This is a genomic window from Dehalobacter sp. TBBPA1 (assembly GCF_040931655.1).
GTDB lineage: Bacteria > Bacillota > Desulfitobacteriia > Desulfitobacteriales > Syntrophobotulaceae > Dehalobacter > Dehalobacter restrictus.
Window position 1 is genome coordinate 715,636 of record NZ_CP162385.1, and the last position, 25,058, is coordinate 740,693.

Annotated in this window: 28 protein-coding genes; 25 read left to right on the top strand and 3 right to left on the bottom strand. The window is 44.6% G+C overall.

Translation table 11 applies throughout. The annotated features are described in order from the left end of the window. Positions 1-9: 9 nt before the first annotated feature. From AB3489_RS03505 to rfbC, 5 genes are read left to right on the top strand one after another with little or no spacing between them, the layout of a single operon-like run. Positions 10-1,419 (top strand): glycosyltransferase, encoded by a 1,410-nt coding sequence (locus AB3489_RS03505; RefSeq protein WP_368293960.1) that lies wholly within the window; start codon positions 10-12, stop codon positions 1,417-1,419. Positions 1,420-1,450: 31 nt separating this feature from the next. Continuing rightward, the gene (rfbF, locus tag AB3489_RS03510; RefSeq protein ID WP_368293961.1) at positions 1,451-2,230 is read left to right on the top strand and encodes a glucose-1-phosphate cytidylyltransferase; all 780 of its coding nucleotides are present in this window, start codon (positions 1,451-1,453) and stop codon (positions 2,228-2,230) included. Next, the gene (gene rfbG, locus AB3489_RS03515) at positions 2,223-3,284 is read left to right on the top strand and encodes a CDP-glucose 4,6-dehydratase (RefSeq protein WP_368293962.1); all 1,062 of its coding nucleotides are present in this window, start codon (positions 2,223-2,225) and stop codon (positions 3,282-3,284) included. Before rfbF ends, rfbG begins: the two co-directional genes overlap by 8 nt. An 11-nt stretch (positions 3,285-3,295) precedes the next feature. Then, complete coding sequence (locus tag AB3489_RS03520; protein WP_368294574.1) at positions 3,296-4,519, top strand: methyltransferase domain-containing protein; 1,224 nt, start codon at positions 3,296-3,298, stop codon at positions 4,517-4,519. Next, on the top strand, positions 4,520-5,080 hold the full coding sequence (rfbC, locus tag AB3489_RS03525) for a dTDP-4-dehydrorhamnose 3,5-epimerase (protein WP_368293963.1): 561 nt from the start codon (positions 4,520-4,522) through the stop codon (positions 5,078-5,080). On the opposite strand, the gene AB3489_RS03530 is transcribed toward rfbC, so the two are convergent. Genes AB3489_RS03530 through AB3489_RS03540 form a run of 3 tightly spaced genes read right to left on the bottom strand, consistent with a single transcriptional unit; the run spans position 5,048 to position 7,059 of the window. After that, the gene (locus AB3489_RS03530) at positions 5,048-5,719 is read right to left on the bottom strand and encodes a hypothetical protein (protein ID WP_368293964.1); all 672 of its coding nucleotides are present in this window, start codon (positions 5,717-5,719) and stop codon (positions 5,048-5,050) included. The genes rfbC and AB3489_RS03530 overlap by 33 nt on opposite strands. Before the next feature lie 18 nt (positions 5,720-5,737). Beyond that, the gene (locus AB3489_RS03535; RefSeq protein WP_368293965.1) at positions 5,738-6,553 is read right to left on the bottom strand and encodes an NAD-dependent epimerase/dehydratase family protein; all 816 of its coding nucleotides are present in this window, start codon (positions 6,551-6,553) and stop codon (positions 5,738-5,740) included. Positions 6,554-6,570: 17 nt separating this feature from the next. Next, complete coding sequence (locus tag AB3489_RS03540; protein ID WP_368293966.1) at positions 6,571-7,059, bottom strand: acyltransferase; 489 nt, start codon at positions 7,057-7,059, stop codon at positions 6,571-6,573. Positions 7,060-7,367: 308 nt separating this feature from the next. On the opposite strand from AB3489_RS03540, the gene AB3489_RS03545 reads away from it, so the two are divergent. From AB3489_RS03545 to fliY, 20 genes are all read left to right on the top strand, one after another. After that, positions 7,368-8,180 (top strand): flagellin, encoded by an 813-nt coding sequence (locus tag AB3489_RS03545; protein WP_368293968.1) that lies wholly within the window; start codon positions 7,368-7,370, stop codon positions 8,178-8,180. A 104-nt stretch (positions 8,181-8,284) separates the two neighbouring features. Next, positions 8,285-9,103 carry a flagellin gene (locus AB3489_RS03550; protein ID WP_368293969.1) on the top strand — a complete coding sequence of 273 codons (819 nt, stop codon included), beginning with the start codon at positions 8,285-8,287 and terminating at the stop codon, positions 9,101-9,103. Positions 9,104-9,284: 181 nt separating this feature from the next. Then, complete coding sequence (locus AB3489_RS03555; protein WP_368293970.1) at positions 9,285-9,650, top strand: flagellar protein FlaG; 366 nt, start codon at positions 9,285-9,287, stop codon at positions 9,648-9,650. Positions 9,651-9,668: 18 nt separating this feature from the next. After that, on the top strand, positions 9,669-11,123 hold the full coding sequence (gene fliD, locus AB3489_RS03560) for a flagellar filament capping protein FliD (RefSeq protein WP_368293971.1): 1,455 nt from the start codon (positions 9,669-9,671) through the stop codon (positions 11,121-11,123). 93 nt (positions 11,124-11,216) lie between these two features. Further along, positions 11,217-11,627: a flagellar export chaperone FliS gene (fliS, locus tag AB3489_RS03565; RefSeq protein WP_368293972.1), complete on the top strand. Its 411-nt coding sequence runs from the start codon at positions 11,217-11,219 to the stop codon at positions 11,625-11,627. Beyond that, positions 11,627-12,190: a hypothetical protein gene (locus AB3489_RS03570; RefSeq protein ID WP_368293973.1), complete on the top strand. Its 564-nt coding sequence runs from the start codon at positions 11,627-11,629 to the stop codon at positions 12,188-12,190. Before fliS ends, AB3489_RS03570 begins: the two co-directional genes overlap by 1 nt. A 339-nt stretch (positions 12,191-12,529) precedes the next feature. Next, a complete protein-coding gene (locus tag AB3489_RS03575) occupies positions 12,530-14,668 on the top strand; it encodes a chemotaxis protein CheA (RefSeq protein WP_368294575.1) in 2,139 nt (712 codons plus the stop codon). A 20-nt stretch (positions 14,669-14,688) separates the two neighbouring features. After that, positions 14,689-15,135 (top strand): chemotaxis protein CheW, encoded by a 447-nt coding sequence (locus tag AB3489_RS03580; RefSeq protein ID WP_368293974.1) that lies wholly within the window; start codon positions 14,689-14,691, stop codon positions 15,133-15,135. Next, on the top strand, positions 15,119-16,186 hold the full coding sequence (locus tag AB3489_RS03585) for a chemotaxis response regulator protein-glutamate methylesterase (protein ID WP_368293975.1): 1,068 nt from the start codon (positions 15,119-15,121) through the stop codon (positions 16,184-16,186). The genes AB3489_RS03580 and AB3489_RS03585 overlap by 17 nt, the downstream gene beginning before the upstream one ends. 7 nt (positions 16,187-16,193) lie before the next feature. Further along, positions 16,194-16,676, top strand: a complete 483-nt coding sequence (gene flgC / locus AB3489_RS03590; RefSeq protein ID WP_368293976.1) for a flagellar basal body rod protein FlgC — start codon at positions 16,194-16,196, stop codon at positions 16,674-16,676. A gap of 3 nt (positions 16,677-16,679) precedes the next feature. Then, on the top strand, positions 16,680-17,000 hold the full coding sequence (gene fliE, locus AB3489_RS03595; RefSeq protein ID WP_368293977.1) for a flagellar hook-basal body complex protein FliE: 321 nt from the start codon (positions 16,680-16,682) through the stop codon (positions 16,998-17,000). Between the two features lie 18 nt (positions 17,001-17,018). Then, positions 17,019-18,620, top strand: a complete 1,602-nt coding sequence (gene fliF / locus AB3489_RS03600) for a flagellar basal-body MS-ring/collar protein FliF (protein ID WP_368293978.1) — start codon at positions 17,019-17,021, stop codon at positions 18,618-18,620. A 2-nt stretch (positions 18,621-18,622) separates the two neighbouring features. After that, positions 18,623-19,630 carry a flagellar motor switch protein FliG gene (fliG, locus tag AB3489_RS03605; RefSeq protein ID WP_015043597.1) on the top strand — a complete coding sequence of 336 codons (1,008 nt, stop codon included), beginning with the start codon at positions 18,623-18,625 and terminating at the stop codon, positions 19,628-19,630. After that, positions 19,614-20,480: a FliH/SctL family protein gene (locus AB3489_RS03610; RefSeq protein ID WP_368293979.1), complete on the top strand. Its 867-nt coding sequence runs from the start codon at positions 19,614-19,616 to the stop codon at positions 20,478-20,480. The genes fliG and AB3489_RS03610 overlap by 17 nt, the downstream gene beginning before the upstream one ends. Next, positions 20,446-21,759, top strand: a complete 1,314-nt coding sequence (fliI, locus tag AB3489_RS03615; protein ID WP_368293980.1) for a flagellar protein export ATPase FliI — start codon at positions 20,446-20,448, stop codon at positions 21,757-21,759. The genes AB3489_RS03610 and fliI overlap by 35 nt, the downstream gene beginning before the upstream one ends. Further along, positions 21,759-22,190, top strand: a complete 432-nt coding sequence (locus tag AB3489_RS03620) for a flagellar export protein FliJ (protein WP_368294576.1) — start codon at positions 21,759-21,761, stop codon at positions 22,188-22,190. The genes fliI and AB3489_RS03620 overlap by 1 nt, the downstream gene beginning before the upstream one ends. Before the next feature lie 13 nt (positions 22,191-22,203). After that, on the top strand, positions 22,204-22,419 hold the full coding sequence (locus tag AB3489_RS03625; RefSeq protein ID WP_083916770.1) for a flagellar FlbD family protein: 216 nt from the start codon (positions 22,204-22,206) through the stop codon (positions 22,417-22,419). Further along, positions 22,409-22,843 carry a flagellar basal body-associated protein FliL gene (fliL, locus tag AB3489_RS03630; RefSeq protein WP_015043592.1) on the top strand — a complete coding sequence of 145 codons (435 nt, stop codon included), beginning with the start codon at positions 22,409-22,411 and terminating at the stop codon, positions 22,841-22,843. The genes AB3489_RS03625 and fliL overlap by 11 nt, the downstream gene beginning before the upstream one ends. Before the next feature lie 35 nt (positions 22,844-22,878). Then, on the top strand, positions 22,879-23,871 hold the full coding sequence (gene fliM, locus AB3489_RS03635) for a flagellar motor switch protein FliM (RefSeq protein WP_368293981.1): 993 nt from the start codon (positions 22,879-22,881) through the stop codon (positions 23,869-23,871). Continuing rightward, complete coding sequence (gene fliY / locus AB3489_RS03640; RefSeq protein ID WP_368293982.1) at positions 23,864-25,045, top strand: flagellar motor switch phosphatase FliY; 1,182 nt, start codon at positions 23,864-23,866, stop codon at positions 25,043-25,045. The genes fliM and fliY overlap by 8 nt, the downstream gene beginning before the upstream one ends. Positions 25,046-25,058 lie beyond the last annotated feature (13 nt).

The following is a 25,058-nucleotide window of genomic DNA, read 5'->3' on the forward strand; positions in this document are numbered from 1 at the left end:
GGTTAATCTATGTACAATGATGCTGTAAACCCTTTAGTGAGTATTGTCATTCTGGGATATAATCATCTCGATTATACAAAGCTAGCCATTGACAGCATTTATCAATATTCTGAAGGAATTGATTTTGAATTAATTACGGTCAATAATGGTTCGTTTGATGGTACAAAGAAGTACTTTGACAGCTTACCCAATAAGAAAAAAATCCATCTGGATAATAATGTGGGACCAGTCAATGGGTTCAATATTGGGTTGAAAGCTGCTGAAGGCAAGTATATTGCCGCTGTCTGTAATGATTTTATATTTACAAAAGATTGGCTAAAAAATCTTATCTTATGCATGGAATCTGATGAAGAAATTGGTTTTGTGGCTCCAGCGGCTAGCAATGTGAGTAATTTTCAACAGATACCTGGCAATTATAAGAATATTGAGGAAATGCAGGACTTTGCAAGAGCATTTAATCATTCAGATCCGGATAAATGGGAAGAGCGTGTTCGGCTGATGCCAACAGTTCTTTTTGTGAAAAGAGAAGTCTTAGATCTCGTAGGTTATTACGATCCGAAATTTTACTTTGGCGAATTTGCCGATGACGATATGAGCTTCAGAATTCGCAGAGCGGGATATAAACTGGTTTTTGCCGCTGATACCTTCACGTTCCATTTTGGATCGATTACCACGGGTGCAGGGCAAAAGGAAAACAAGTCCCTGGAGGTTAGCCGTCAATTTTTTATTGATAAATATAATCTTGATGCTTGGACAGATGTTCATTACGATTTTGATTTGCTTAACCTTGTTGATTATGAAGAGGCTAAGGGGAAAAGCGATATTCGAATTCTTGGGATTGATCCAAGATGCGGTGCGACAATCTTACAGCTGAAAAACAAGTTAAGAAATCAAGGGCAGAAGGATGTACAGCTTTTTGCATTTACCAAAGCGTACAAATATATGACCGATCTGGAGACAATCTGTCAAAGCGCAATTTGTGGAAATTATCACGATATCAGCAAAAATTATACGAATGAAAAGTTTGATTATGTTATCATTGGGGAACCTGCCCAACATTATGATCATTTTATTGATTTGATTGGAACTTTGAAGACGTTATTAAAAGAAAACGGACAAATCATTTTATCTGTAAATAATACGATGCGATATGATCTGTTATTAAGTATGATGGCAGGAATGGAAACAGGTATTGCCCAGAATGGATACGTCAAGGTATTTGATCTCGTCAGTATGGAAAAAGAATTAATGGCTTTAGGCGTTCAAGTTAAGAAAGTAACCATTGACACGAATGAAGTTGAGGGAAATGATAAAGTATTTTTGGATAATTTAGCGGATATCTTTCCTGAACAGGCTAGAGAAGTTGTGAAATTAAGGATGAAGGCCAACAGGTATTTTTTAAGCCTTTGGTTAGCGTAGGATATCAATTTTAATATTTGGGGGAATAGCGATGAAATGTGTTATTCTTGCTGGCGGACTTGGAACAAGGCTATCAGAGGAAACTACAGTAAGGCCTAAGCCTATGGTTGAGATAGGAGGGCATCCGGTTCTTTGGCATATTATGAAAATCTATTCTTTTTATGGTATTAATGAGTTTATTATTTGCCTTGGCTATAAAAGATATGTCATCAAAGAGTATTTTGCAAATTATTATTTGCACCAATCTGATATTACGTTTGATTTAAAAAACAACGAGATGCATATTCATAACAATACGAGTGAGCCGTGGAAAGTAACGCTTATTGATACAGGTCAAGATACAATGACTGGAGGAAGATTAAAGCGAATTCGGGACTATGTGGGTCGAGAAACATTTTGCTTTACCTACGGTGATGGGTTATGTAATGTAAATATTCAGGAGTTGATTCAATTTCATCTTGAACAGCGAGGGAAGGCTACGTTAACAGCGGTTAATCCTCCTGCAAGATATGGTATGCTAGAATTTAGTACGAATAAAAATAGAATCAGGAAATTCAAAGAGAAGCCTGAAGGGGAAGACAGCTGGATTAATGGCGGCTATTTTGTGCTTGAACCTGAAATATTCGACTACATTTCCGGCGATGATACAGCCTGGGAGACCGAGCCTTTAGAGGAATTGGCCAAAGAGAAGAAACTATTTGCATTTAAACATGATGGTTTTTGGCTTCCCATGGATACTTTAAGGGACAAGATAAGACTCGAAGACTTATGGAACAGTGGGCAGGCTCCGTGGGTGACTTGGCATGAATAATCAATTCTGGATTGGCAAAAAAGTATTGATCACCGGACACACCGGGTTTAAGGGCGGATGGTTATCTTTGCTTCTGCAAAACAAGGGCGCAGAAATCTTAGGATATGCCCTTGAGCCTCCAACCCAGCCGAATTTTTTTACGCAAGTTGACCTGGAACATCATATGGCTTCTGTCTTTGGGGACATTCGCGATATAGAACACTTGAAAAAAGTAATCGCGAATTTTAAGCCCGAAATCATTTTTCATCTAGCAGCCCAGTCACTTGTGAGGGAATCATATCGAAACCCCAGGGAAACATTTGAAATTAATATAATGGGAACGGTCAATCTTCTGGATGCTATCAGGGAGTGCGATAGCGTACGGGCAATCGTCAATGTTACGAGCGACAAGTGCTACGAAAATAAGGAATGGGTTTGGAGCTACAGAGAAAACGATCCAATCGGAGGACGTGACCCTTATAGCTGCAGTAAAGGGTGCAGTGAGCTGATTACAAGTTCTTTTCGCCAGTCCTTTTTGAACGAATTGGGTATTTCTGTTGCTTCTGTCCGGGCAGGTAATGTTATTGGTGGTGGAGACTGGAGCCAGGAAAGATTAGTTCCTGATATCATGAAGGCGATCATTGATAACGCAAAACCGGTCATTAGAAATCCATTGGCGATAAGACCCTGGCAGTATGTGCTCGAGCCTCTGTCGGGATATATCCTATTGGCAGAGAAACTTTTTATGAACGGCATAAAGTATGGGGAACCATGGAACTTTGGCCCTCCCGACAGTCATGTGGTAACAGTAGGGGAATTGACGAATTTTGCGATGCAAGAATGGGGAACCAGTCTGCACTATGAATATGATCAAAGCAAAGCACCTTATGAAACACAGGTGTTGAAGTTGGATAGTTCGAAAGCCAGGATGTTTCTCGGCTGGGAAACGAAGCTTGATATTTTGGACACTATAAAATGGACGGTCGACTGGTACCAGGCTTATGCGTTCGGAGATAATTTAAGACAAATAAGTCTTGAATATATTCGGAAATATGAAAAAATAGGGGGAGAGTAGGATTGAGCAAAATGACATGCCGGTTTTGTGGGGAACCGTTGGTTCATACATTCGCCGATCTGGGGGAATCTCCGCTTTCTAATGCTTTTATTAAACCTGAAAATCTTAATAAGAAAGAATACTTTTATCCGCTGCACGCATATGTTTGTGATGCATGTTATCTTGTTCAATTGCAGGAATTTGAGTCTCCTCAAGCAATTTTCGAGGATTACGCGTATTTCAGTTCATTTTCAGAGAGCTGGCTGCGGCATGCTCAGACATACACTGAACAGATGATCCACGGATTCGGAGTCAATCTACAAATGCAAGTGGTAGAAATTGCATGTAATGATGGATATCTTTTACAGTATTTTGTCAAACACGGGATACCTGTATTGGGAATAGAGCCGGCCAAAAATGTGGCTTTGGAAGCTGAAAAAAGAGGAATTCCGATTATAACAGAGTTTTTCGGTGAAAATTTAGCCGCACACCTGGTTGAAAAGGGGGTTAAAGCGGATCTTCTGATTGGCAATAACGTTTTGGCACATGTCCCGGATTTGAACGATTTTGTCAAGGGCTTAAAGATACTCTTAAATTCGAGCGGTATGATTACGCTCGAATTCCCGCATCTCTTACAACTTATTAATGAAAATCAATTTGATACCATTTATCATGAGCATTTTTCTTATTTTTCGCTGTTGACTGTACAAAAAGTCTTTCAAGATGTTGAGTTAGAAATATTCCATGTCGAGGAAATTCCTACACATGGCGGTTCCTTACGGGTATATGTCAAACACAGCGAAGACGCATCCAGAATAAAAATGGATAGCGTCACCAAATTACTGCAGAAAGAAATGGATGCCGGTTTAAATGATATTCAAACTTATATTTGTTTTGCTAAGGATGTAAGAAAAATCAAACAACAAATTATGCAATTTTTTAAAGGGATCAAAGAACAAGGGTGCACAATTGTTGGTTATGGGGCACCCGCCAAAGGAAATACATTGTTAAATTATTGCGGAATGGGAACAGATACGATTGAATATACGGTTGATCTTAATCCCTATAAGCAAGGACTTTATTTGCCTGGAACACATATTCCGGTTTATTCTCCGGAAAGAATTGCGGAGACGAAGCCTGACTATATTGTTATCTTGCCCTGGAATTTAAAGAGCGAAGTCATGGAACAGTTGGCTTATGCAAAAAACTGGAGGGCAAAGTTTGTCATTCTTATCCCCAAGATTGAGGTATTCTAAATGATTTTCAAGGAAACCAAACTTCCAGGCGCCTTTTTAATTGAAATTGATCCTTTGCACGATGAAAGGGGTTTTTTTGCCAGAACATGGTGTTCGCTGGAATTTTCAGAACGAGGGTTAAATCAAAACCTGGTCCAGTGCAGTATTTCTTATAACTATAAAAAGGGCACTTTGCGAGGGATGCACTTTCAGGACCCTCCATATGAAGAGGCAAAATTAGTAAGGTGTACAAGGGGCCGGATCTTTGATGTGATTGTTGATTTAAGAAGTTCTTCTTCTACTTACGAACAATGGTTTGGGGTCGAATTATCTGCGGAAGGTAGAAACATGCTTTATGTTCCTGAAGGGTTTGCACATGGTTTTCAAACCTTAGAGGACTGTACAGAGGTTTCTTATCAGATATCGCAATTTTATCATTCGGATCATGCAAGAGGATTTAAGTATGATGATGCATCCTTTGGCATACAATGGCCGCTTCCGGTAGCATCTATTTCTGAAAAGGATTCGTGTTATCCCGATTATGGAAAATTAAGAAAAATCAACATTAAAGAATTGCTGTGACCAGGGCCTAACGCTTCGTTTGGTATGGATTGCGCCTTGATTGTCCCGGTAAACAATATGGCGGTCAGGAATGTCTTGTTCATAAACAACGGTGCTAATCCCAAGGGAGACATAATTTCCAATATGCGAGTCTCCGATAATTGAAGTATTTGGCAAAAGGGAAGCACCTTTGCCAATCTGCGGATATTTGCCATGGTGAGCACCAACTGTACAACCTTGAGTGACAACAAGAAAATCTGAGTATGCCGCTTTTCCGAGCACCGTCCCCATTAGGTGCAGAAATAAAAAAATATCAGGAAGATTTGTATCATACATACAATTGAAACTGTGCAGGGACTTGTTTAAATAGAAAAATTTTGCCGCGAGCTTTTCATCCTCAGTTTCTTTCCAGACTGAATTGGACAAAAACCAAAGAAATACGGCATATTGATCCGAATGAAGATGATTCAAATAGGTTTCGCCCTGACTATAGTATGAGGTTAAACGAAGATGTTTAAAACAGTGATGAGTACGGTCAACAGCCAGATCAAAGGCTAACGAGAATTTATCGGTATCGATTCTTGCGTTGTCAGGGAAAAAATGATCCACTTGCCTTAAAACATAGTGACTGAATTCCTTAGGGGATAATGAAAGATTCATTTAGTATATCGCCTGCCTTTAAATTGGATTGATATGCTGGTATTCCAAGATAAGATTTTTTATGAAATCCAGAGGATCTGAAGGTGTGAAATGAAATTCTTTGGTGATGCGATCAATGTCAATCAAGGGGAAAGTGACCGGGACTGCATGATCATCGACATGTATTTTGCAGCGGATAAGTTTCTGAAGAAGATCAGCAATCGTTTGGTGGAAAATATTTTGGCCGGATGCCACATTATACACTTTTTGTTTGCCAGAGCTTGATATTTTTAGGAGCATCCTGGTAACGTCATCGATCGCAACATAATCTTTTGTAGAAGCAAGCGAAGTCCTAAATGTTACTTCGCCGGTGGTCACAGCATCTTTTATGATGGAATAAAGAAAATTATCCGAAGAAAAATCATTGCCGCAGACATTAGAAAGTCGCGCGATTCTAACTTTTGGATTATCGGTAGCGTGACAAATGGATTCCCCCATCAACTTGGAGATATTGAAAATATCTTCCTTGTTTTTGGGATTAACAGTCAAGTCGGTATCTTCATCAGCTTTTATCGTATTTATATATATTCTAGTGGAAGAAAGGTATAAGAAAGAATGATAAGAGGATTTCTCCAATAGATCGGACAGTAAGGTGACATGCGCTCGGACGGTATCAAAGGATCTGCTGCGGAAATCGGAAGATAATCCGGCACAGTAGATTACATTGCCCAGGGGAGCACGGAAAATCGAATCATCATTCCGGTCAGGAGTAAAATAAGACTGTCCTAGTTTTTTTAGCTCATTGACCAGATGTTTTCCAATAAAGCCATTGGCACCGATAATGGTCGTTTTCATATTCTCCCCTCCTTGTGTTACTTACGGTATTCTTTTAAGCGTAAAGGATGACCATAATACACACCGTAATCTTCAAGTGTTCCACTGACAATTGAGTGGGCACCGATAACTGTGCCAGTTCCGATATGAGCTCCGTCAAGAACTACACAATTTGCCCCGATCCAGACATCATCACCGACGAAAATTCCTCCTCTGCTGGGCATAAATCTCTGGTCCACTATTTTTTGATTTCTGACATGGTACTCGTGGTTGACAGGAGCAAAGGTGCAATTGGCAGCAATTAGAACATCACAGCCAATTTTAACGCCGTTTCCACTATAGATTACAACGCCGGAGTTAATAAAACTGTTTTCGCCAATTTCAATATCCCCCATACCTCCGACAGGTTTTATTTTAACGAAGGAATCAATAACAACACCAGGAGCGATTGAAATTCTTGAGCCTCTGATGGAATCTTCGATATCTGCCAGAGGTGATATTTTCGCTTGCGGAGAAATAATCAACACTTATTTCTGTGCCTCCTTTATAAAAGTAACATCGTTGGTCAAAACCAGTTGACTATATTATATCAGAATGAGGTATTATTGAAAAAATTATTAATTTAAATGAATGATAGATTTAACAAAAAACAGAGAAAAAGAGAGTAATTTTAAGAAAAAAGATCTTAACTGCTATATATTCGGGAAAATGGTCCTAAAGAATATTTTCAAATGTACGAAAATATAGGTAAGAACAGGTTTTCCATTGCCGGCGGAAACCTGGAACAATAATACCGCAAGGATGCGAAATATCAAATTTCATGGAGGGAAAAACTATGATAGTCAACACCAATTTATCGAGCCTGAGCGCTCAGAGAAGCTTGAACACAACCAACAAAGCCATGCAGAGTTCCTTGGAGAAACTGTCCAGCGGCTACCGGATCAACAAAGCAGCCGACGACGCTGCAGGTCTGGCCATCAGTGAAAAGATGACTAGCCAGATCAACGGCTTGAACCAGGCTTCGGACAATGCTGAAAGTGCCATTACATTGATTCAGACCGCAGAAGGCGCGTTAACTGAAACCCACAGCATTCTCCAAAGAATGAGAACCCTAGCTGTTCAGGCGGCCACCGATACTAACACGACTGCTGACCGTGCCGAAATCACGCTGGAAATCACCCAACTAAACAGTGAAATTGATGGAATTGCCAACAGAACCCAGTTTAACGGAAAGAACCTGCTGAATACTGCAAGCAATGCCTTCACGTTCCAGATCGGTGCCAACTGTGGCCAAACGCTGAGTGTCACCTTGAATCAGATGAATAACGTATCATTAGGCGTTAGTACAATTTCTGTATCTTCACAGACCTTTGCTGCAGCTGCGATTGCAACGGTTGATGCGGCTATTACTGCAGTTTCCGACGAACGTGCCAAACTTGGTGCTAACCAGAACAGACTTGAACACACTATTGCCAACCTGAATGTTGCTTCCGAGAACCTGACATCTGCCAGATCGACTATTAAAGACGTGGACATGGCTGCTGAAATGTCGGACTTCACCAAGAATCAGATTATCAGCCAGGCCGGTGTTGCGATGCTGGCTCAGGCCAATCAGGTTCCGCAGAATGTTCTGAAGCTTCTATCCTAATTCTTAACAAATAAAAGACAAAGTGTTGTTAAGATATCAGCAAAATACGAAAACATTAAATAATCGCAAGGATGCGAAATATCAAATTCATGGAGGGAAAAACTATGATAGTCAATACCAATTTATCAAGCCTGAGCGCTCAGAGAAGCCTTAACACAACCAACAAAGCTATGCAGAGTTCCTTGGAGAAACTGTCCAGCGGCTATCGGATTAACAAAGCAGCTGACGATGCTGCAGGTCTGGCCATCAGTGAAAAGATGACCAGCCAGATCAACGGCTTGAACCAAGCTTCTGACAACGCTGAAAGCGCCATTACACTGATTCAAACCGCAGAAGGTGCCTTAACCGAAACGCACAGTATTCTCCAAAGAATGAGAACCCTTGCCGTTCAGGCGGCTACGGATACTAACACGACTGCTGACAGAAATGAAATAGCACTGGAAATCACCCAGCTGCAAACTGAGATTACAGATATTTCCGGTAGAACTCAGTTCAACGGACAGACCCTGCTGAATGGCACCAATGCGACTTACACATTCCAGATTGGCGCCAACAATGGACAGACACTCACCGTTACGCTCGGCACAATGACTGCCGCGGCGTTGACTGTAAACGCTGGTGCCATTACGCTGACCACACAGGCCGGTGCTGCAGCTGCAATTACAACGATTGATGATGCGATTAAAGCAGTATCCGACGAACGCGCCAAACTTGGTGCAAATCAGAACAGACTTGAGCACACCATTGCCAACCTGAATGTTGCTTCCGAGAATCTGTCATCTGCCAGATCGACCATTAAAGATGTCGACATGGCTGCCGAAATGTCGGACTTCACCAAGAATCAGATTATCAGCCAGGCCGGTGTTGCGATGCTGGCTCAGGCTAATCAGGTTCCGCAGAACGTTCTTAAATTATTGTCCTAAAGATTCGTTTTCTAAATAGCCGGCATAAATAAAGAGCTGGCCGGGTCATCTCGGTCAGCTCTTCTTCCAAAAGAAAACGCATCGTAACTAAGCCTATAATATCATTTGCGATTTAACATAAGTACAGCTATATTGTTCGTTTTTGCATACTAGAAAAATCCATTATGAGGAGGAATTCAAAATGGTCAGCGCTGTCCAGCCAACTAACCTGAATCCGGTAATGCCGCAGGATACTTTTTCCGGCCAGAAACTTGAGCAGGGAAAAAATGAGGCGCCCCGCCTGGTTGTCGATAAGAAGGACAATGCTGCTTCGGCAGAGCTTCCACGGGAGGAAGTCGAACAGGCTGCGGAAAAAATGAACCGGTTGATGGGGCTTTTTAATAAGAAACTGCAGTTTGAAGTTGCAGAAAAATCCGACAGGATTGTCGTAAAAATCATTGATCAGGAAAGCGGTGAAATCCTGAGTGAAATCCCGCCGGCTAGGGTTGTCGAAATGCTTGAATCTGTTCAGGATTCGGTAGGCTTACTGGTGGATGAAAAAGCCTAGGGAAAGGGGATACCGATCATGACTTCGAGTTTATCACTTTCCGGAATATCCGGATATGATTTCAGCGGAATTACCGAAGCATTAATCAGTAACTACAGCAAACCGCTGACGACGATGCAAAACAGCTTGAGTAGTCTTCAGGAAGAAAAATATGCCTGGCAGGATATCAATACGCGGTTGTCGGCGCTGGAAAACACCCTGGCTGATTTGAAAAAGTCTTCAACCTGGACAGGGACTTCTGCGGTATCGAGCAATGAGACCATCCTCACAGCTTCCAGCGACGCTTCGACGCTGAAGGGTGTTTATGCGGTCGAGGTAATCCAGCTGGCTAAAGCACAGACGGCCGCAAGTACTGTCCAGAATGTTGCAAGCGCCTCCACGTCGCTTACCGGACTCACAGCCGGGACGTTTCAAATCAGTGTCGGGAGTACAACGGCCGATATCACCGTAGCGGACGGGGCAAGTCTTCAGGATATTGCCACTTCCATCAACAATGCCGGAGCAGGCGTGAATGCTTCGGTCGTCAAAGTCAGCGGCGGCTATCAGCTCGCACTGGTATCGTCCAAAACCGGAACAGAATATGCTGCTGATTTTACGGATACTACTGGAAACGTGCTTGATTTTCTAGGGATCAAACCGTCTGCTACTGGAACGCTGAATGTTGTTCAGTCGGCTCAGGATGCGCAGCTGACGATCAACGGGATCACGAATATCACCAGTTCGTCGAATACCGTAACTACGGCGATTGATGGGCTGACCCTGAACCTGAATAAAGAGGCCGTCGGAACAACCGTCAACGTAACCGTTGCGGCCGATTATACAAAAGCCCAGGAAGCTGTTCAGGCTTTTGTTGACCAGTATAACTCCCTGCAGACTTTAATTGAAACGGATTTGGCCTATGACGAAGAGTCTGACACGAAAGGCGTCTTATTTGCAGATCCGACAGTTCAGAGTATTCAGAGCAGGCTCAGAACCCTCCTGTCTGATTCGATGGGAAGTATGGGCGGCACGTTCAGTCTTCTGTCGGATGTCGGTATTGATACTTCATCCGATAATTTCGGCAAGAGTGCTTTGCTGGAGTTTGATACGGATGCCTTTGCAGAAGCACTGAAAAAAGATGCTGACGATGTAGCCAATTTGTTCGGCGCACCAGCCGGCGAGGTGACCCCAGTCACAGAAACAACCGAAACGACGCAGGCCCAGGGTTTGGCCAACATTTTGGAAGAGTATCTGAATCCGATGGTGAAGTATGGTGGGTCTCTTGACCAGACAGAAGATGGCTATGCCAGTCAGATCAGTGACCTGAAGAGCAGAATGAAAGACTTCCAGGGAAAAATTGATGCCTACACGGAGCGGATTACAAACCAATATTCAAAGCTGGAAGCACAGCTCTCAGCTTTGAGTTCGGAGAGCACCTATATGACCTCCCTGCTTAGTTCGATGAGCAGTTCCAGCTCCGACTCAAAAAACTAAGATTATCATCGAACCAAGGCACGACTCAAAATATGCAGGTTCATTTATACAGGTTACTTAATACTGGTTTAATTTATGTCAGGAGGCTGGGCAATGAATACAGCGTTACAACAAAATGCCTATCAAAATTCTCAGACTGCGTACAAACAGGCGTCAGTCGAGACTTCCTCCCCCGAAAAGCTTATAACAATGCTTTATTCAAAGGTGATTCTGCTTTTGCATCAGACGGAAAAAGCTTTTGAGGAAAAAAAGCTGGAAGAGATCCATAACAATCTCTTGCGGGTTCAGGATATTATCAGCGAGTTGGACAGGACCCTGGATATGGAGAATGGCGGCGAAATCGCGCAAAACCTGCGTGAGCTCTATCGGTTTTACTACATGGAAACGATCAAGGCGAATATCAAAAAGGATCCAAGCTTCCTGCCGCCCGTGCTTGATTTTTTTGAAGCATTCAGGGATGTCTGGATCGAAGCAGCCAGGATCAGCCGTTTGGGGGCAAAATAATGCTGAAAAAAACGATCAATTTCTTACTGGAAATCTATCAGTGTCTCCTTCCCCAGTGCGAGCAGCACCTGGCGGTTTTAGCGGAATACAACAAAATGTTGGATGATTACCAGACAAGCAAGCAAGACAAGAAGGTCTTGTTCCATCCGGAAACAGCGGACGCCCTTGTGCTTACCGAACAGGAAGAAATATTTGACGCACTGCTTCAGAAGTTTTCGGAAACCAGGGCTCAGACGTTTGCCAGCTTCAAATTGAATATTGATAAGACATCACAGCTGAAAGATGAGCTTTGTCAGGCCATCGGCGTTTTGCAATTCCGCAATGAGTTGCTGGAGCCCTATCTGAGTGCTACTGAATATCGCCAATTCTGCGAGAGTCATGACGCGTTGGGAATCACCCTGGATAAGATCCGGGAGATGGATCAGCAGATCATACCCAAGATCCAAACAGAATTAGAATCTGTAAAAATAGAGCTTGCCCGTGTTAGAGGGGTAAAAAAGATGAAATTTGCCTATGGCAGTCCAGTGTCCCGTGAACCAAGGTTTATTGACAAATCGAAATAGTTTTCCAATAAAATAGTCCCAAAAGAAAATCCTGCGCAAGGGATTTTTTTTTGGAAAAACCCAATGTTTGTAAGTTGTTTGTAAGTTATTAACTATTATATTTCTGGCTTCGAAAATTTTACGATTTAATTTAAAATAAAATGAACTATAAATTCGACAATGCTACAGAAAAATTGCATATTATCTAGACTATTTGGAGGATTTTAACAAGAAACGGCGAACCTTGTAATTTAGGTTAATTATAAAATTTTCAGTTTTCTTTAAACAATTATATGAAGAACTTGTTGGAACAACAATGATGACAAAGGGGGGAGAAAATTGAGCCAAGGTGAGAAGAATATGGGAATAGATCTTGATGACTTTCTGGAGTTCTATTTGCTTGATTCACAGGAGCAGGTTGAGAAGCTTGGCTCTGGTCTTTTGCAGTTGGAAAGAGACGGCGAAAATATTTCGCTGGTTAATGATCTTTTCAGAAGTGCGCATAGCTTAAAGGGCGCTTCAGGAACCATGGGATTTACCCCGATCGTTGAATTAACGCACGCCGCAGAAGACCTGCTCGATAAAATGAGACAGGGAAAGATGATGGTTACCAACGAGATCATCGATGTGTTGCTGGCGGTAACCGATAAAGTAAAAATGATGTTGGCCCAGGTCGAGCAACGTTCAGATATTTTGGTCGATTATGGTGATCTGACCTCTCAGATGAAGACGATCACCGAGACCGGAGCTCTGGTGCAGAAAAGCAAGCCGTTTGTCGGAAGAAATCAGGTGGAGGAACAGGAAGAAAAGCCCAGAGTTGACTTTGCCCTGTCACCGGAGGAAACTGAGACGGTTAGCGAAGCGGCATTTGCAAGCAAGTCAGTTTATTGGCTTAACGTGGCGCTTGAACAGAATACCATGATGAAGGCAGTAAGGGCGGTTATGGTTATTCAAAGGCTGGAGCTGCTCGGCAATGTCGTGAAGATCATTCCCTCGATTGATGAGCTTGAAGTTTGTGAAGCGCTGGAGTTCGACATTTTGTTTGTGACCAATGAATCACAGGAAGACATTCGGGCCGACATCCTTGAAGTATCTGAAATTCACGACACTCAAGTCATGAATTACACGTTGCCGGAATCAGATGCTCAGGAGATCGGTTTAACCGTTCAGGCCGAAGAGACAAATCTTGTCCGAATAGAGGAGAACGTTGAAGAGCACGTTCAAATGAGCCGTTCTAAACAAGCGGATCAGCGAGAGCAAAAGAACCAGCCTGTTGAGCAGAACACGAATGGAAAGCCACAGAAAGATGTCAATCAGGTGCATACGATTCGTGTGGACACAGCCAGAATGGATAATCTGATTAATCTTGTCGGAGAAATGGTAATTACCAGGACGAGACTGGTGAAAATTGGACATGACCTACAGATGGAAAACCAGTCCGATCCGCTTGTTGCAAGCCTTAATGAAGCAAATGTCTACCTCGGGCGTTTGATGAATGATCTTCAGGAAAGCGTCATGAGGCTGCGTATGGTGCCGATTGGCACGATATTCAGCCGTTATCCGCGTCTCGTCCGGGATTTCTGCAGGAAGACCGGTAAAAGGATTGAGCTTGTTATTCACGGCGAAGAAACAGAGCTGGACAAGACTGTCATCGAAATGATCGGTGACCCGTTGACGCACATTATCCGTAACTCGGTTGACCACGGTATAGAAGCGCCGGAAGAAAGACTCACAGTCGGGAAACCTGAAGTAGGAACGATTACGCTCGATGCCTACCATGAAGGAAACCATATTGCGATCATCGTTTCGGATGACGGTTACGGACTTAACATTGACAAGATTTACAAAAAAGCCTTGGAAAAGGGCCTTGTCGGTGAAAGGGAAGGCCTATCCGACAGCGATATAGCTAATTTCATTTTTCTGCCGGGATTCAGCACGGCCGATCAAGTGACGGATATGTCCGGGCGCGGGGTTGGCATGGACGTTGTGAAAAAATCCATAGCCAATTTGGGCGGCATCATTGATATCAAGACAAGCAAAGGCGTTGGAACGTCGATGATAATCCGGCTGCCGTTGACGTTGGCGATTATTCAAGCGCTGCTCGTTGAAGTAGGCAAAGAGACTTATGCAGTGCCGTTGTCTTCTGTTGTTGAGACACTGCTTGTCAACAAGCGTGATATTAAGACTGTCGGAAGCCTGCCGATGGTTCAGCTTAGAGGGAATACCTTGCCGTTGATTTCCTTGAAGCAGAAATTTGATTTGCCCGAAAGTGAAACCGTAAATGAGGAAGTTTATGTCGTTGTGGTTGGCTTAGGCGATAAAACCGTAGGAATCATTGTCGATGAACTACAGGGCCAGCAGGAGGTTGTCATCAAGTCTCTAGGGGATTATCTGAACGGTTTGCCAGGGATTGCAGGGGCAACGATTCTCGGAGATGGCAAAGTAACATTGATTTTGGACATCGGATCACTTCTTCAGGATATTTTGATCAAGCGCTAAGAAAGGTGGTACTCAAATACATGGCTGAAGAACAAATGGTTACTTTTTCGTTAGGTTCGGAAGAATTTGGAGTGAATATTATGAAAGTACAGGAAATCATCCGGATTCCTCCTGTTACAAGGGTACCGAAGGCCCGCAGCTATATTGAGGGTGTCATCAATCTGCGCGGAAACGTCATCCCGATTGTTAATCTCAGGTCCCGCTTCGGTATGCTCCCCGAGGAAGAAACCGATCTAAGCAGGATCGTTGTTCTGCAAATCGATAGCAGGGTGTTTGGCGTTATGGTTGACAGCGTAACAGAAGTGCTGTGGTTGGACAGTGAAGCGATAGAACCGCCTCCGCCGATTGCACTTGGCATGGATTCAAATTACATCCGTGGAGTTGGCAAAATAGGTGAAAGATTGCTTATCCTCCTGAAGCTGGATCAACTTATGGGTGGAGATGGCATGAATGAACAAACTGCTTAAGCCGATCAAGGTCCTGATCGTCGATGATTCACCTTTCATCAGGATGTCTCTGAAAAAAATTCTAAGCAATGATCCGGCTATTCAAGTAGTGGCTACTGCACAGGACGGAAAAGAAGGGATATTAAAGCTTCAGACCCTAAAACCAGATGTTGTGACCATGGATGTTGAGATGCCGGTGATGAACGGCTTGGAAGCCCTGGAAGAGATTATGCGTTGGCAGCCGACGCCAGTCATTGTGTTAAGTTCTGTAACAACTGACGGCACTAAGATGACGATGAAAGCTTTTGATCTTGGCGCTATTGATGTTGTCGCGAAACCCTCAGGCAAAGAAGGAGATGATCTCTCGGCCCTGGCTGAAGAGATTGTTTTGAAAATAAAGAGTGTCGCCGGGGTAGACCCTACCCGTTTGAACAAAAAAAGCCTGGGGTCTGCGCCAACGCTTGTCAAACAGCAAATACAGCCAATTGGCCGCAAAATAGAAGTTGTTGCAATTGGTACTTCGACGGGCGGACCAAGCGCCCTGCAGAATGTTCTGAGCAAACTGCCCAAAAATTTTCCGGTTCCCGTAATTGTCGCCCAGCATATGCCGGCTGGATTTACCTCCTCCCTGGCTTCCAGGCTGAACAGTATCTGTGAGGTTACAGTGAAGGAAGTTGAGCACGGTGAGCTGCTGAAAGCAGGTACCGTTTATATCGGACAGGCCGGGAAACAGTTTCAAGTGGCAAGAAACAGTAGCGGGCTTACCGCGAATGTCACCGCGGAATCGCCGATTGTCACACTTTACAAGCCCTCTGTCGATGTAATGTTTCTGTCTCTGGCGAAAGAAGCCGGAGCCGGTGTGCTGGGTGTCGTGATGACAGGGATGGGGAACGATGGTCTAGCAGGCATGAAAGCCTTGAAGGCCAAAGGGGCTTATGCAATTGCCGAATCTGAAAAGACCTGCATTATCTACGGTATGCCCCGCTCCATTATTGAAGCGAAATTGGCCGACAGAATCGTAATGCTTCCCGATATCGGGAATACAATGATAGAGTGTGTCAAAAGGAGGTAGTAAAAACATGGGTCTGTTTACCGGTATGAATATCAGCGCCTCTGGTCTTACCGCCCAAAAACTTAGGCTTGACCTGATATCCAATAATATTGCCAATATCAATACAGCCAATACAGGACAAACAACTGTGGCCGGTAACCCCATTCCCTATCAGCGCGAAGTTGCCGTCTTTTCTTCTCGCCCATCTGAAACAGATTTTGCAGATGTATTTAAGGATACCCGTACCAAGTTAAGAAGCGAAGGGGTTCAGGTCACTGCTGTTGTTCAGGATAACAATGAGTTCAGGCTGGAATACGATCCGAATAATCCGGATGCGGCCAAAACAGCCGAAGATGGGATCCCTGTCGGATATGTGCGCTATCCGAATGTAACCCTTGTAGCGGAAATGGTTGATATGATCTCAGCTAACAGGTCTTATGAAGCGAATGTAACCGCCCTGAACGCGAGTAAAGCGATGGCTTCCACAGCCCTCGGGATTGGAAAGGGGTAAAAAATGAGTAATGCAATTGGCCCTTTTACGACAATTGTTCCGCTTTCCCCTTTGGATAACTCTGGTGCTTTCCAAACATCCAAAGCGAACAATACCAATAGTTCCACTGATTTTTCTTCTTTCCTGAGTGACGCGCTCGATAAGCTTGAGAGTACGCAGTCTGAAGCTCAACAGGCTGCGGCAGATCTGGCCACGGGTCAAGTCGATGATTTCCATACGCCGGTCATTGCGATGGAAAAAGCCAGCCTGGCTTTAGGACTGGCGGTTACCGTGCGCAATAAAGTTGTTGATGCTTATAATCAGATCATGCAGATGCAAATCTAATTCTAGGGGGAAAGGTAGTTGAATTTTTCCTTAACGGAAATACTGAATGCTGTACGTAATTTTTGGGAAAAACTGACCAACCCGCAAAGGATTATTCTAGTAGCCGCGCCGGTTATTGTTGCGACTGCTTTGATCAGCCTTATCTTTTGGGCAAGCCGTCCTCAGTATACGGTTCTGTTTTCTAGTTTGGAAACTACGGAAGCCGGAGCGATCACGGAGGCACTCAAAGGATTGAATGTTGAATATCAACTGGCGGATGGGGGTTCAACTATCCAGGTTCCTCAAAAGGATGTTGCAGAAGTCCGGTTGCAGCTAGCCAATCAAGCTCTGCCCAGTGAAAGCAAGTTCAGTTTTGATTATCTGAATCAGATGAGAATCGGTGAAACTGACGAAGACCGTAAACTGAGGTATGTATTGGGATTGCAGACTGAACTGGAACAAACGATTGGAACGCTTGACGGTGTGGAATATGCAAGGGTTCATATTGTTATGCCTGAAGACGCGCTGTTCTCCGAACAACAGAAAGACACAACCGCTGCAGTAACGATCAAACAAAAATACGGAAAGGAGATGTCGGAAGATCAGGTTAGGGCAATCGCAAATCTTTTATCTTATTCGGTCGAGGGACTTAGTATTGATAAAGTGACGATTGTTGATACCGATGGCAATGTCTTATCCGACATTCTCGGGAGCAGCACTTCCCCGCAAAAATTATCCGCGACCCAGCTTCAGGTTCAGCAAACATATGAAAACGACATTCAGAATTCTGTACAAACGATGCTGGATAAAGTATTTGGGGCCGGTACAACGATTGTTAGAGCGAATGCTACTATTGATTTTGATCAAAAAAAGATTACCAGTCAGAAAAATGAAACCGGGGCTGTTACCAGCCGTCAGGAAGTCACAGAGAAAAGTAGTAATACTTCTTCTAACGGTGGTGTTGCAGGGACAGAAACCAATGTGCCCGGATATCCTGTCACCGGACAGAACGGCACAACTTCGACTTCAGAAAAAAACAGTTTGACGGAGAATTTTCAGCCAAGCATGACCCAGGAAGAAACGGTCGTAAGTCCCGGGCAAATCAAAAGACTGACCGTATCTGTTCTGGCGGATTCGGACAGTGTGACGGATGAACAGCTTGATAATATCAAAAATATTGTTTCTTCCGCGGTCGGTTATAATCAGGATCGCGGTGATGTGATTGAGGCGGCCAGACTGCCTTTTGAAAAGACGACGGCGCTTGAAGAGCAGGCGGCAATAGAAGAAGCCGCCCGCAAGGCCCAGATTCTACTGTATGCGGAGATTGGCGGAGGCGTGCTGCTGGCGATTATTCTTCTGATTGCATTCTTACGGTCCAGATTGAAAAAGAAAGAATTGGCGATCGAGTCAATGAATATGGCAGATGGATCGAGATTTGTCACGCTGCAGGAAGCTGAGCAGATCCTGGCGTCGCAGATTGAGGCCGAACGTCAAGCCGACTTGAAACTTGCACGGAAGAAAGCCAAAACTACGGAAGAAATTGAAAAAGAGAAGATCCGTCAAGAAGTCGAAAAATATACGATGGAAAATCCGGATGATGTGGCAAGATTAGTCAAAACTTGGCTGACTGAGGAGCAATAAGGATGAGCAGCGGAATTTTTACGGGATTACAAAAAGCAGCAGTACTACTGATTACCTTGGGTCCGGAAAGATCTTCGGAGATCATTAAATTTCTTTCGGAACCGGAGATCGAACAGCTTACGTTGGAAATGTCCAATATGCGCAAGGTGTCTGAGGAACAGAGAGACTCGGTCATTGATGAATTTCATAAAATGTGTCTGGCCAGCAATTACATTGCGCAAGGCGGCATTGAATATGCCAGGGATGTTTTAGAAAGGGCTTTGGGACAGCAAAGAGCATTTGATATTATTGGACGTTTGTCCTCTTCTTTGAAGATGCGTCCTTTTGACATTGTCCGCCGCACGGATCCTAAACAGCTGTTTTCTTTTATCCAAGGCGAGCATCCGCAAACAATTTCTTTAATTATGACTCACCTTCCGCCGGATAAAGCGGCTACGATTTTAGCGAGCCTGCCTCAGGATCTGCAGGCTGAAGTCACAAAAAGGATTGCCCTGATGGGAAGAACAAGCCCCGAAGTGCTGAAAGAAATTGAGAAGGTCCTTGAAAACAAAATCTCCAATCTTGCCCCGACCGATTATACATCTTCAGGCGGGATGCAGTCTGTCGTTGATATGCTTAACAGGGCAGATCCTGGTACGTTAAAAACCGTCATGGATGTTCTGGAAATGGATGATCCGGATCTCGCCGAACAGATTAAGCGGCAGATGTTTGTGTTTGATGATGTCATCCTGCTTGACGATCGTTCTGTTCAGCTGGTGCTGCGTGAAGTTGAAACCAAGGACCTTGCCTTGGCCCTGAAAGGTTCCAACGAAGATGTCACACAGAAGATTCTCACGAATATGTCCAGCAGATCTGCCGGTATGCTGAAGGAAGATATGCAGTTTATGGGCCCCGTTCGGCTGCGTGAAGTTGAAGAGGCCCAGCAGAAGATTGTCAAAGTAATTCGCAAGCTGGAGGAAGCTGGAGCGATTGTGATCTCCAGAGGTGGTGCAGATGAAATTATCTACTAAAACCTCAGTTCTGAAGAGCAAAGTCATTGAAATTACTTCTCCGCGTATTCTGGAGTCACCCGATCCGGAGAAATACAGAAACAGGACAAATGTTTACGATACTTCGTCTGCCTTGGCCGTGCTGTCCGTTATTGAGGACCGTACGGTCATGGAGCAGTGTGTGACTGAAACGGCTTCGGTTGCAGAGGAAGACTGGGGACCGGAGGTCTCCGATATCCTGGCGAAAGCTAGGGCTGAAGCCGATGAGCTGATTGCCAAAGCCCAAAAAACATCGGCTGAAATCATTGAAAATGCTCGGAAGGAAAGCGAAGCCTTAACCGTCGAGTATCAGGAAAAAGTCAGAAGCGAGATTGCACCTGTCGCTTTCACGGAAGGTTATAATAAGGGGCTTGAAGAAGCTCAGTCTCAGGCCGACGTGATTACCCAGCAGGCCAGAAACTATCTGGAGATGGCCCAAAAGATCCTGGCGGATGAATTCAATAAAGCAGACAGGGAACTGGCAGACCTTTGTCTGAAGATTTGCAGCAGAATTATTCATACCTCATTGGACATCGATCCTGAAATTCTTTTGGGCATCATCAAGAATCTTACCCTGCTGCCCAGTGACAAACAGAGCATAAAAATTCACCTGTCCAGTAAAGATTGGGATTGGTATAAAGATCTCCCGGCTGAGTACAAACCTGGTTATCCGGTCATTGTCGATGAAACGCTCAAGGCCGGAGATGCATTTTTGGAATGTTCCGAGGGAATATTTGATGCCCGGATCGAACTGCAGCTGGAAAAGATAGAGAAATACCTCAAGGAGGAGTTGAAGTATGGCCGACTGGAAGGCGCTGGCCCAGAAAATTGAACAATACGAGCCTATTTCGGCCCGGGGATTAGTCTCTAAAATCAGCGGCCTTTTGGTTGAAGCGGATGGCCCGAGGGCCAGCGTCGGAAAATACTGCCATATTATGGCTTCGAACTCCAATGCGATCCCTGCTGAGGTCGCTGGCTTCAGAGGAACAAAAACACTGCTTATGCCTCTCGGGGAGTTGGAAGGCGTAGCCCCAGGCGATAAGGTGATCCCCCAGGATGAAACGCTGAATGTCAAAGTCGGGCCTGGATTGCTGGGCAGAATCCTTGACGGGCTTGGTCAGCCCCTTGATGGCAGACCTTTGAATACGGATCAATCGTATCCGCTTCATAATAAGCCACCCAGTGCGCTGTTCAGACCGCGTATTCGTGAGCCTCTTAACGTTGGGGTTAGAGGCATCGATGGGCTGCTGACAATGGGCAGAGGCCAAAGAATGGGGATATTTGCCGGATCAGGTGTCGGTAAAAGCACCCTCTTGGGTATGATGGCCCGGAATTCGGAAGCCGATGTGAACGTGATTGCGCTCGTTGGGGAACGCGGACGGGAATTGCGGGATTTTATGGAGAAAGACCTTGGAGAAGAGGGTCTATCCCGGTCTGTGATCGTTGTCGCGACATCCGACCAACCTGCTCTCGTCAGAATGAAAGCCGCCTTCACGGCAACTGCGGTCGCCGAATATTTCCGCGACAAAGGTAAAAATGTGCTGTTCATGATGGACTCCGTGACCCGTTTCGCGATGGCCCAGCGGGAGATAGGCTTAACAGTCGGAGAACCTCCGGCAACCAGGGGATATCCTCCGTCGGTATTTGCCATGCTGCCAAAACTGTTGGAAAGGGTTGGTCTATCCGAAAAAGGCAGTATTACAGGGATCTATACCGTCCTTGTTGACGGTGATGACCATAATGAACCAATTGCGGATGCTGTAAGGGGAATACTGGACGGCCATATTGTTCTGACCAGGGAACTGGCGTCGAAAAACCATTATCCGTCCATCGACATCCTGCAATCCATCAGCCGCTTAATGAACGATGTTGCGGATCCGCAGGTCAGGGAACTCGCCGGGAAAATCCGGGAGCATCTCGCAGTCTACCACGAAGCCAAGGACTTGATTGACATCGGTGCCTATGTGGCGGGAAGCAGCAGCCGGATTGACCAGGCTATCAAGCATCATGAAAAGATACGCGCATTCGTCTGTCAGAATACGGATGAAAAATGCTGTTTTGCCGAAATGTTGAGCTTCATGAAAAATGTTTTTGAAGAGGGCGATAAGTGATGCCTTTCAAATTCCGTTTGGAGGCTTCTTTGCGGCTTGCCGAGCAGGAGATGGACATCGAGCAGGGGTTGCTGGCGCAGGAGCTCAGAACGCTGGGCAACTTGACTGAACAAAGGGATCTCCAAACGCAGCTTTTGAACGAGGCCTTCGAGAAACAAAAAATAGCTTGTCTTGAAGAGCCGCAGATACTGAACCTCTGGCAAAGATACTGTTATGATCAAAAGAATATTTTGCTGAAGCGAGAAAAAGAAGTCGAAGAACAAAATATTCAGGTCGAAAAACAAAGGGAAAAGCTGCTGGAATGCCGAATTAAAACAGAAAAATACAAAAGGCTTAAAGAAAAAAAAATAAGACTTTTTTATATAACAAAATTAAAAAAAGAACAATCGGAGATTGATGAAATTGCCCAGAACCTCAGAGGCTGGAAATGACAGGAGGATTGATGTGATTTATTTGACAAGACTGAACAACAAAGAATTTACAATAAACCCCGACTTGATTGAGACGGCGGAGGCTACTCCCGACACGGTCATTACACTGACCACTGAAAAGAAGTACGTCGTCAAAGAATCCATTGATGAGCTCATCGAAAGGATTGCAGAATTTCGAAGACGCTGCCATCCAGAATTCAGAGGAGGAACCCGTAGTAATGAAAATTAAAAGAATTATTGTACCCCTTATCTTTATTGTTATCGGAGCAGGGCTTGGCGTAGGCGGCACGATTGCTAAAGATAAAATCTTCCCGGGTTCCAGTTCTGGCACCGCACAGGTCGAAAAAGTTACGGAGGAAGTCGGACCGCTGATTGAAATGAAAGACGAATTCATGATCAACCTCGACGGAGGTGGAATGGTAAAGACGAATATTGTGCTGGAAGGCGTGAACAAGAAATCTCAAGAGAAGATCACTGCAAAAGAGATATTCTTGAGAGACCGTATCATTTCCGTGATTGGATCGAAAGGAATTGACGATATTCGGACAAATGAAGGACGTGAAAAACTCAAAGAGGAGCTGCTGACCGAGCTGAATAATGTCTGCGGTGACCAGATCAAAGAAGTATTGTTTAAAAATTTCATTTATGATTAACAAATCTCAAACAGTTTAAAAGGAGGAGGGATTGGATGGGTGAAGTATTATCCCAGGCGGAAATCGATGCTTTGCTAAATGCATTATCAGACGGCTCAGTTGATGAAGAAACCATAAAAATGTCCAGCCCTCATAAAATTAAAGTTTATGATTTTAAAAGGCCCAACAAGTTTTCCAAAGGACAGTTGAACTCCTTGCTGAATATCCATGAAAATTTTTGCCGTTCACTGGCGACTTTTCTGGCTGGGAACATGCATACTGCTGTAGATGCCAAAGTGCTGTCTACCGAGCAGGTAACTTATGATGAATTTATCCGTTCTCTGCCCTATCCGACGATCCTTGGGATTTTCAGCATGCCGCCGCTGGAAGGAAACGGTCTGCTCGAGCTCAGTCCTTCACTGGCCTTCATTCTGGTGGACAGACTGCTCGGCGGACATGGGATGGAACCGGCCAAAAACCGTGATTTGACGGAAATCGAACGTAAGATTATTGTCAGCCGGCTCAGCAAGATTGTTCAGTTAATGGGGGAAGCCTGGGCTGAAATTTTTGAAGGTAATCCTCAGCTAATCAATGTGGAGACAAATTCCCAATTTACCCAGATTGTTGCTTCAAACGAGATGGTGGTTGTTGTGACCATGGAGGTGAAGATTGAAGAGCAGTCTGGGATGATCAATGTTTGTCTTCCTTATATTGTTATGAAACCAATTTTAGAAAAGTTAAATAATCTACTGCTGTTTTCTTCGGGAGGGAAGGTCATATCCCCTGAGGAAAGAGAGTTGATCCGGCAAAAGATTGAATGGGCCAGAGTACCGATGAAAGCCATTATCGGCAAAGCCCAGATTACCATACAGGATCTGATCAATCTGGAACGGGGGGACGTGATCCCTCTGAATCAGGGCATCAAGGATCCTCTCGCTGTCTACGTCGGAGAATACATCAAATTCAGAGGAATGCCTGGTTTATTCGGAAACAGAATGGCAGTGCAGATTACTGACGTCATTAAAAAAGGGGGGAATGAGGATGGGTAACGGAATGCTTTCGCAGGAGGAGATAGATGCCTTGCTGTCCGGCTCGATGGATATCAATTCCCAAGAGGCCGACGAGCCTGTTTCAGGTAGCAGCCAGACTATTCAGCTTACCGATATGGAAAAAGACGCCATGGGGGAAATTGCGAATATATCGATGGGGACAGCGGCAACAACTTTATCTCAACTTGTCGGAAAGCGCGTAGAGATAACTGCTCCAAAAGTTGACCTGACCACAGCGCAGAAAATATTTGAAGATTATCCTGTGCCGCATGTTCTCATTGATGTCAAATATAAAAAAGGGATTGAAGGATCCAATATGCTGGTTCTTTCCCGCGAAGACGGTTCCATTATTGTGGATCTGATGATGGGGGGGACCGGTAAGAGTCCGACAAACGAACTATCTGATATCCAGTTAAGCGGTATCTCAGAGGCCATGAATCAAATGATGGGATCGGCAGCCACATCCATGTCTACGATGTTCAATTCGGTTGTGGACATCACACCTCCCCGCGTCATCGTAGCGGAGGAGGAGAATGAGGTTTATGAGTTAAGCAAGAATCTGAATGCCGATGAACCATTGATCAGAGTTTCTTTTAGAATGATCATAGAAGGAATCATTGACAGCGTTCTGATTCAGGTGCTCCCGTTTGAAGTTGCCAAAGGCATGGCCGACAGGCTTCTGGGACAGATGTATACCTCGCCGGTACAGGAGACAGTGCCGGAGCCCCAATACACTGCACCAGCCATGTCTGTACAGCCTGAGCCGCAGATACCGAAGTCGCAGGTTCCGCCACCTTCGCCGATGGAGACAATATGGCAGCCGCCTGTGGATTTTCCTTCCCAGAGGGTTCAGCCGACCTTTGTGCAGCCGGCGCAGTTTGCACCGCTTTCTTCGGGGGGGCTCGCAGGTCTGCCAAGCAATCTGGGACTGATTTATGATGTTCCGCTCCAGGTCAATGTTGAGCTCGGTAAAGCAATAAAAACGATCAAGGAAATCCTGGATTTGGGTCCCGGATCCGTCGTTGAACTTGACCGCCTGGCAGGCGAGCCGGTCGATATGATTGTTAACGGCAAACTTATCGCCAAGTGCGAGGTTGTCGTAATCAACGAGACCTTTGGAATCCGTATCACAGAAATTGTGAATCCAAATGAAAGAATCGACACATTAAACTAGATCAAGGAGGAAG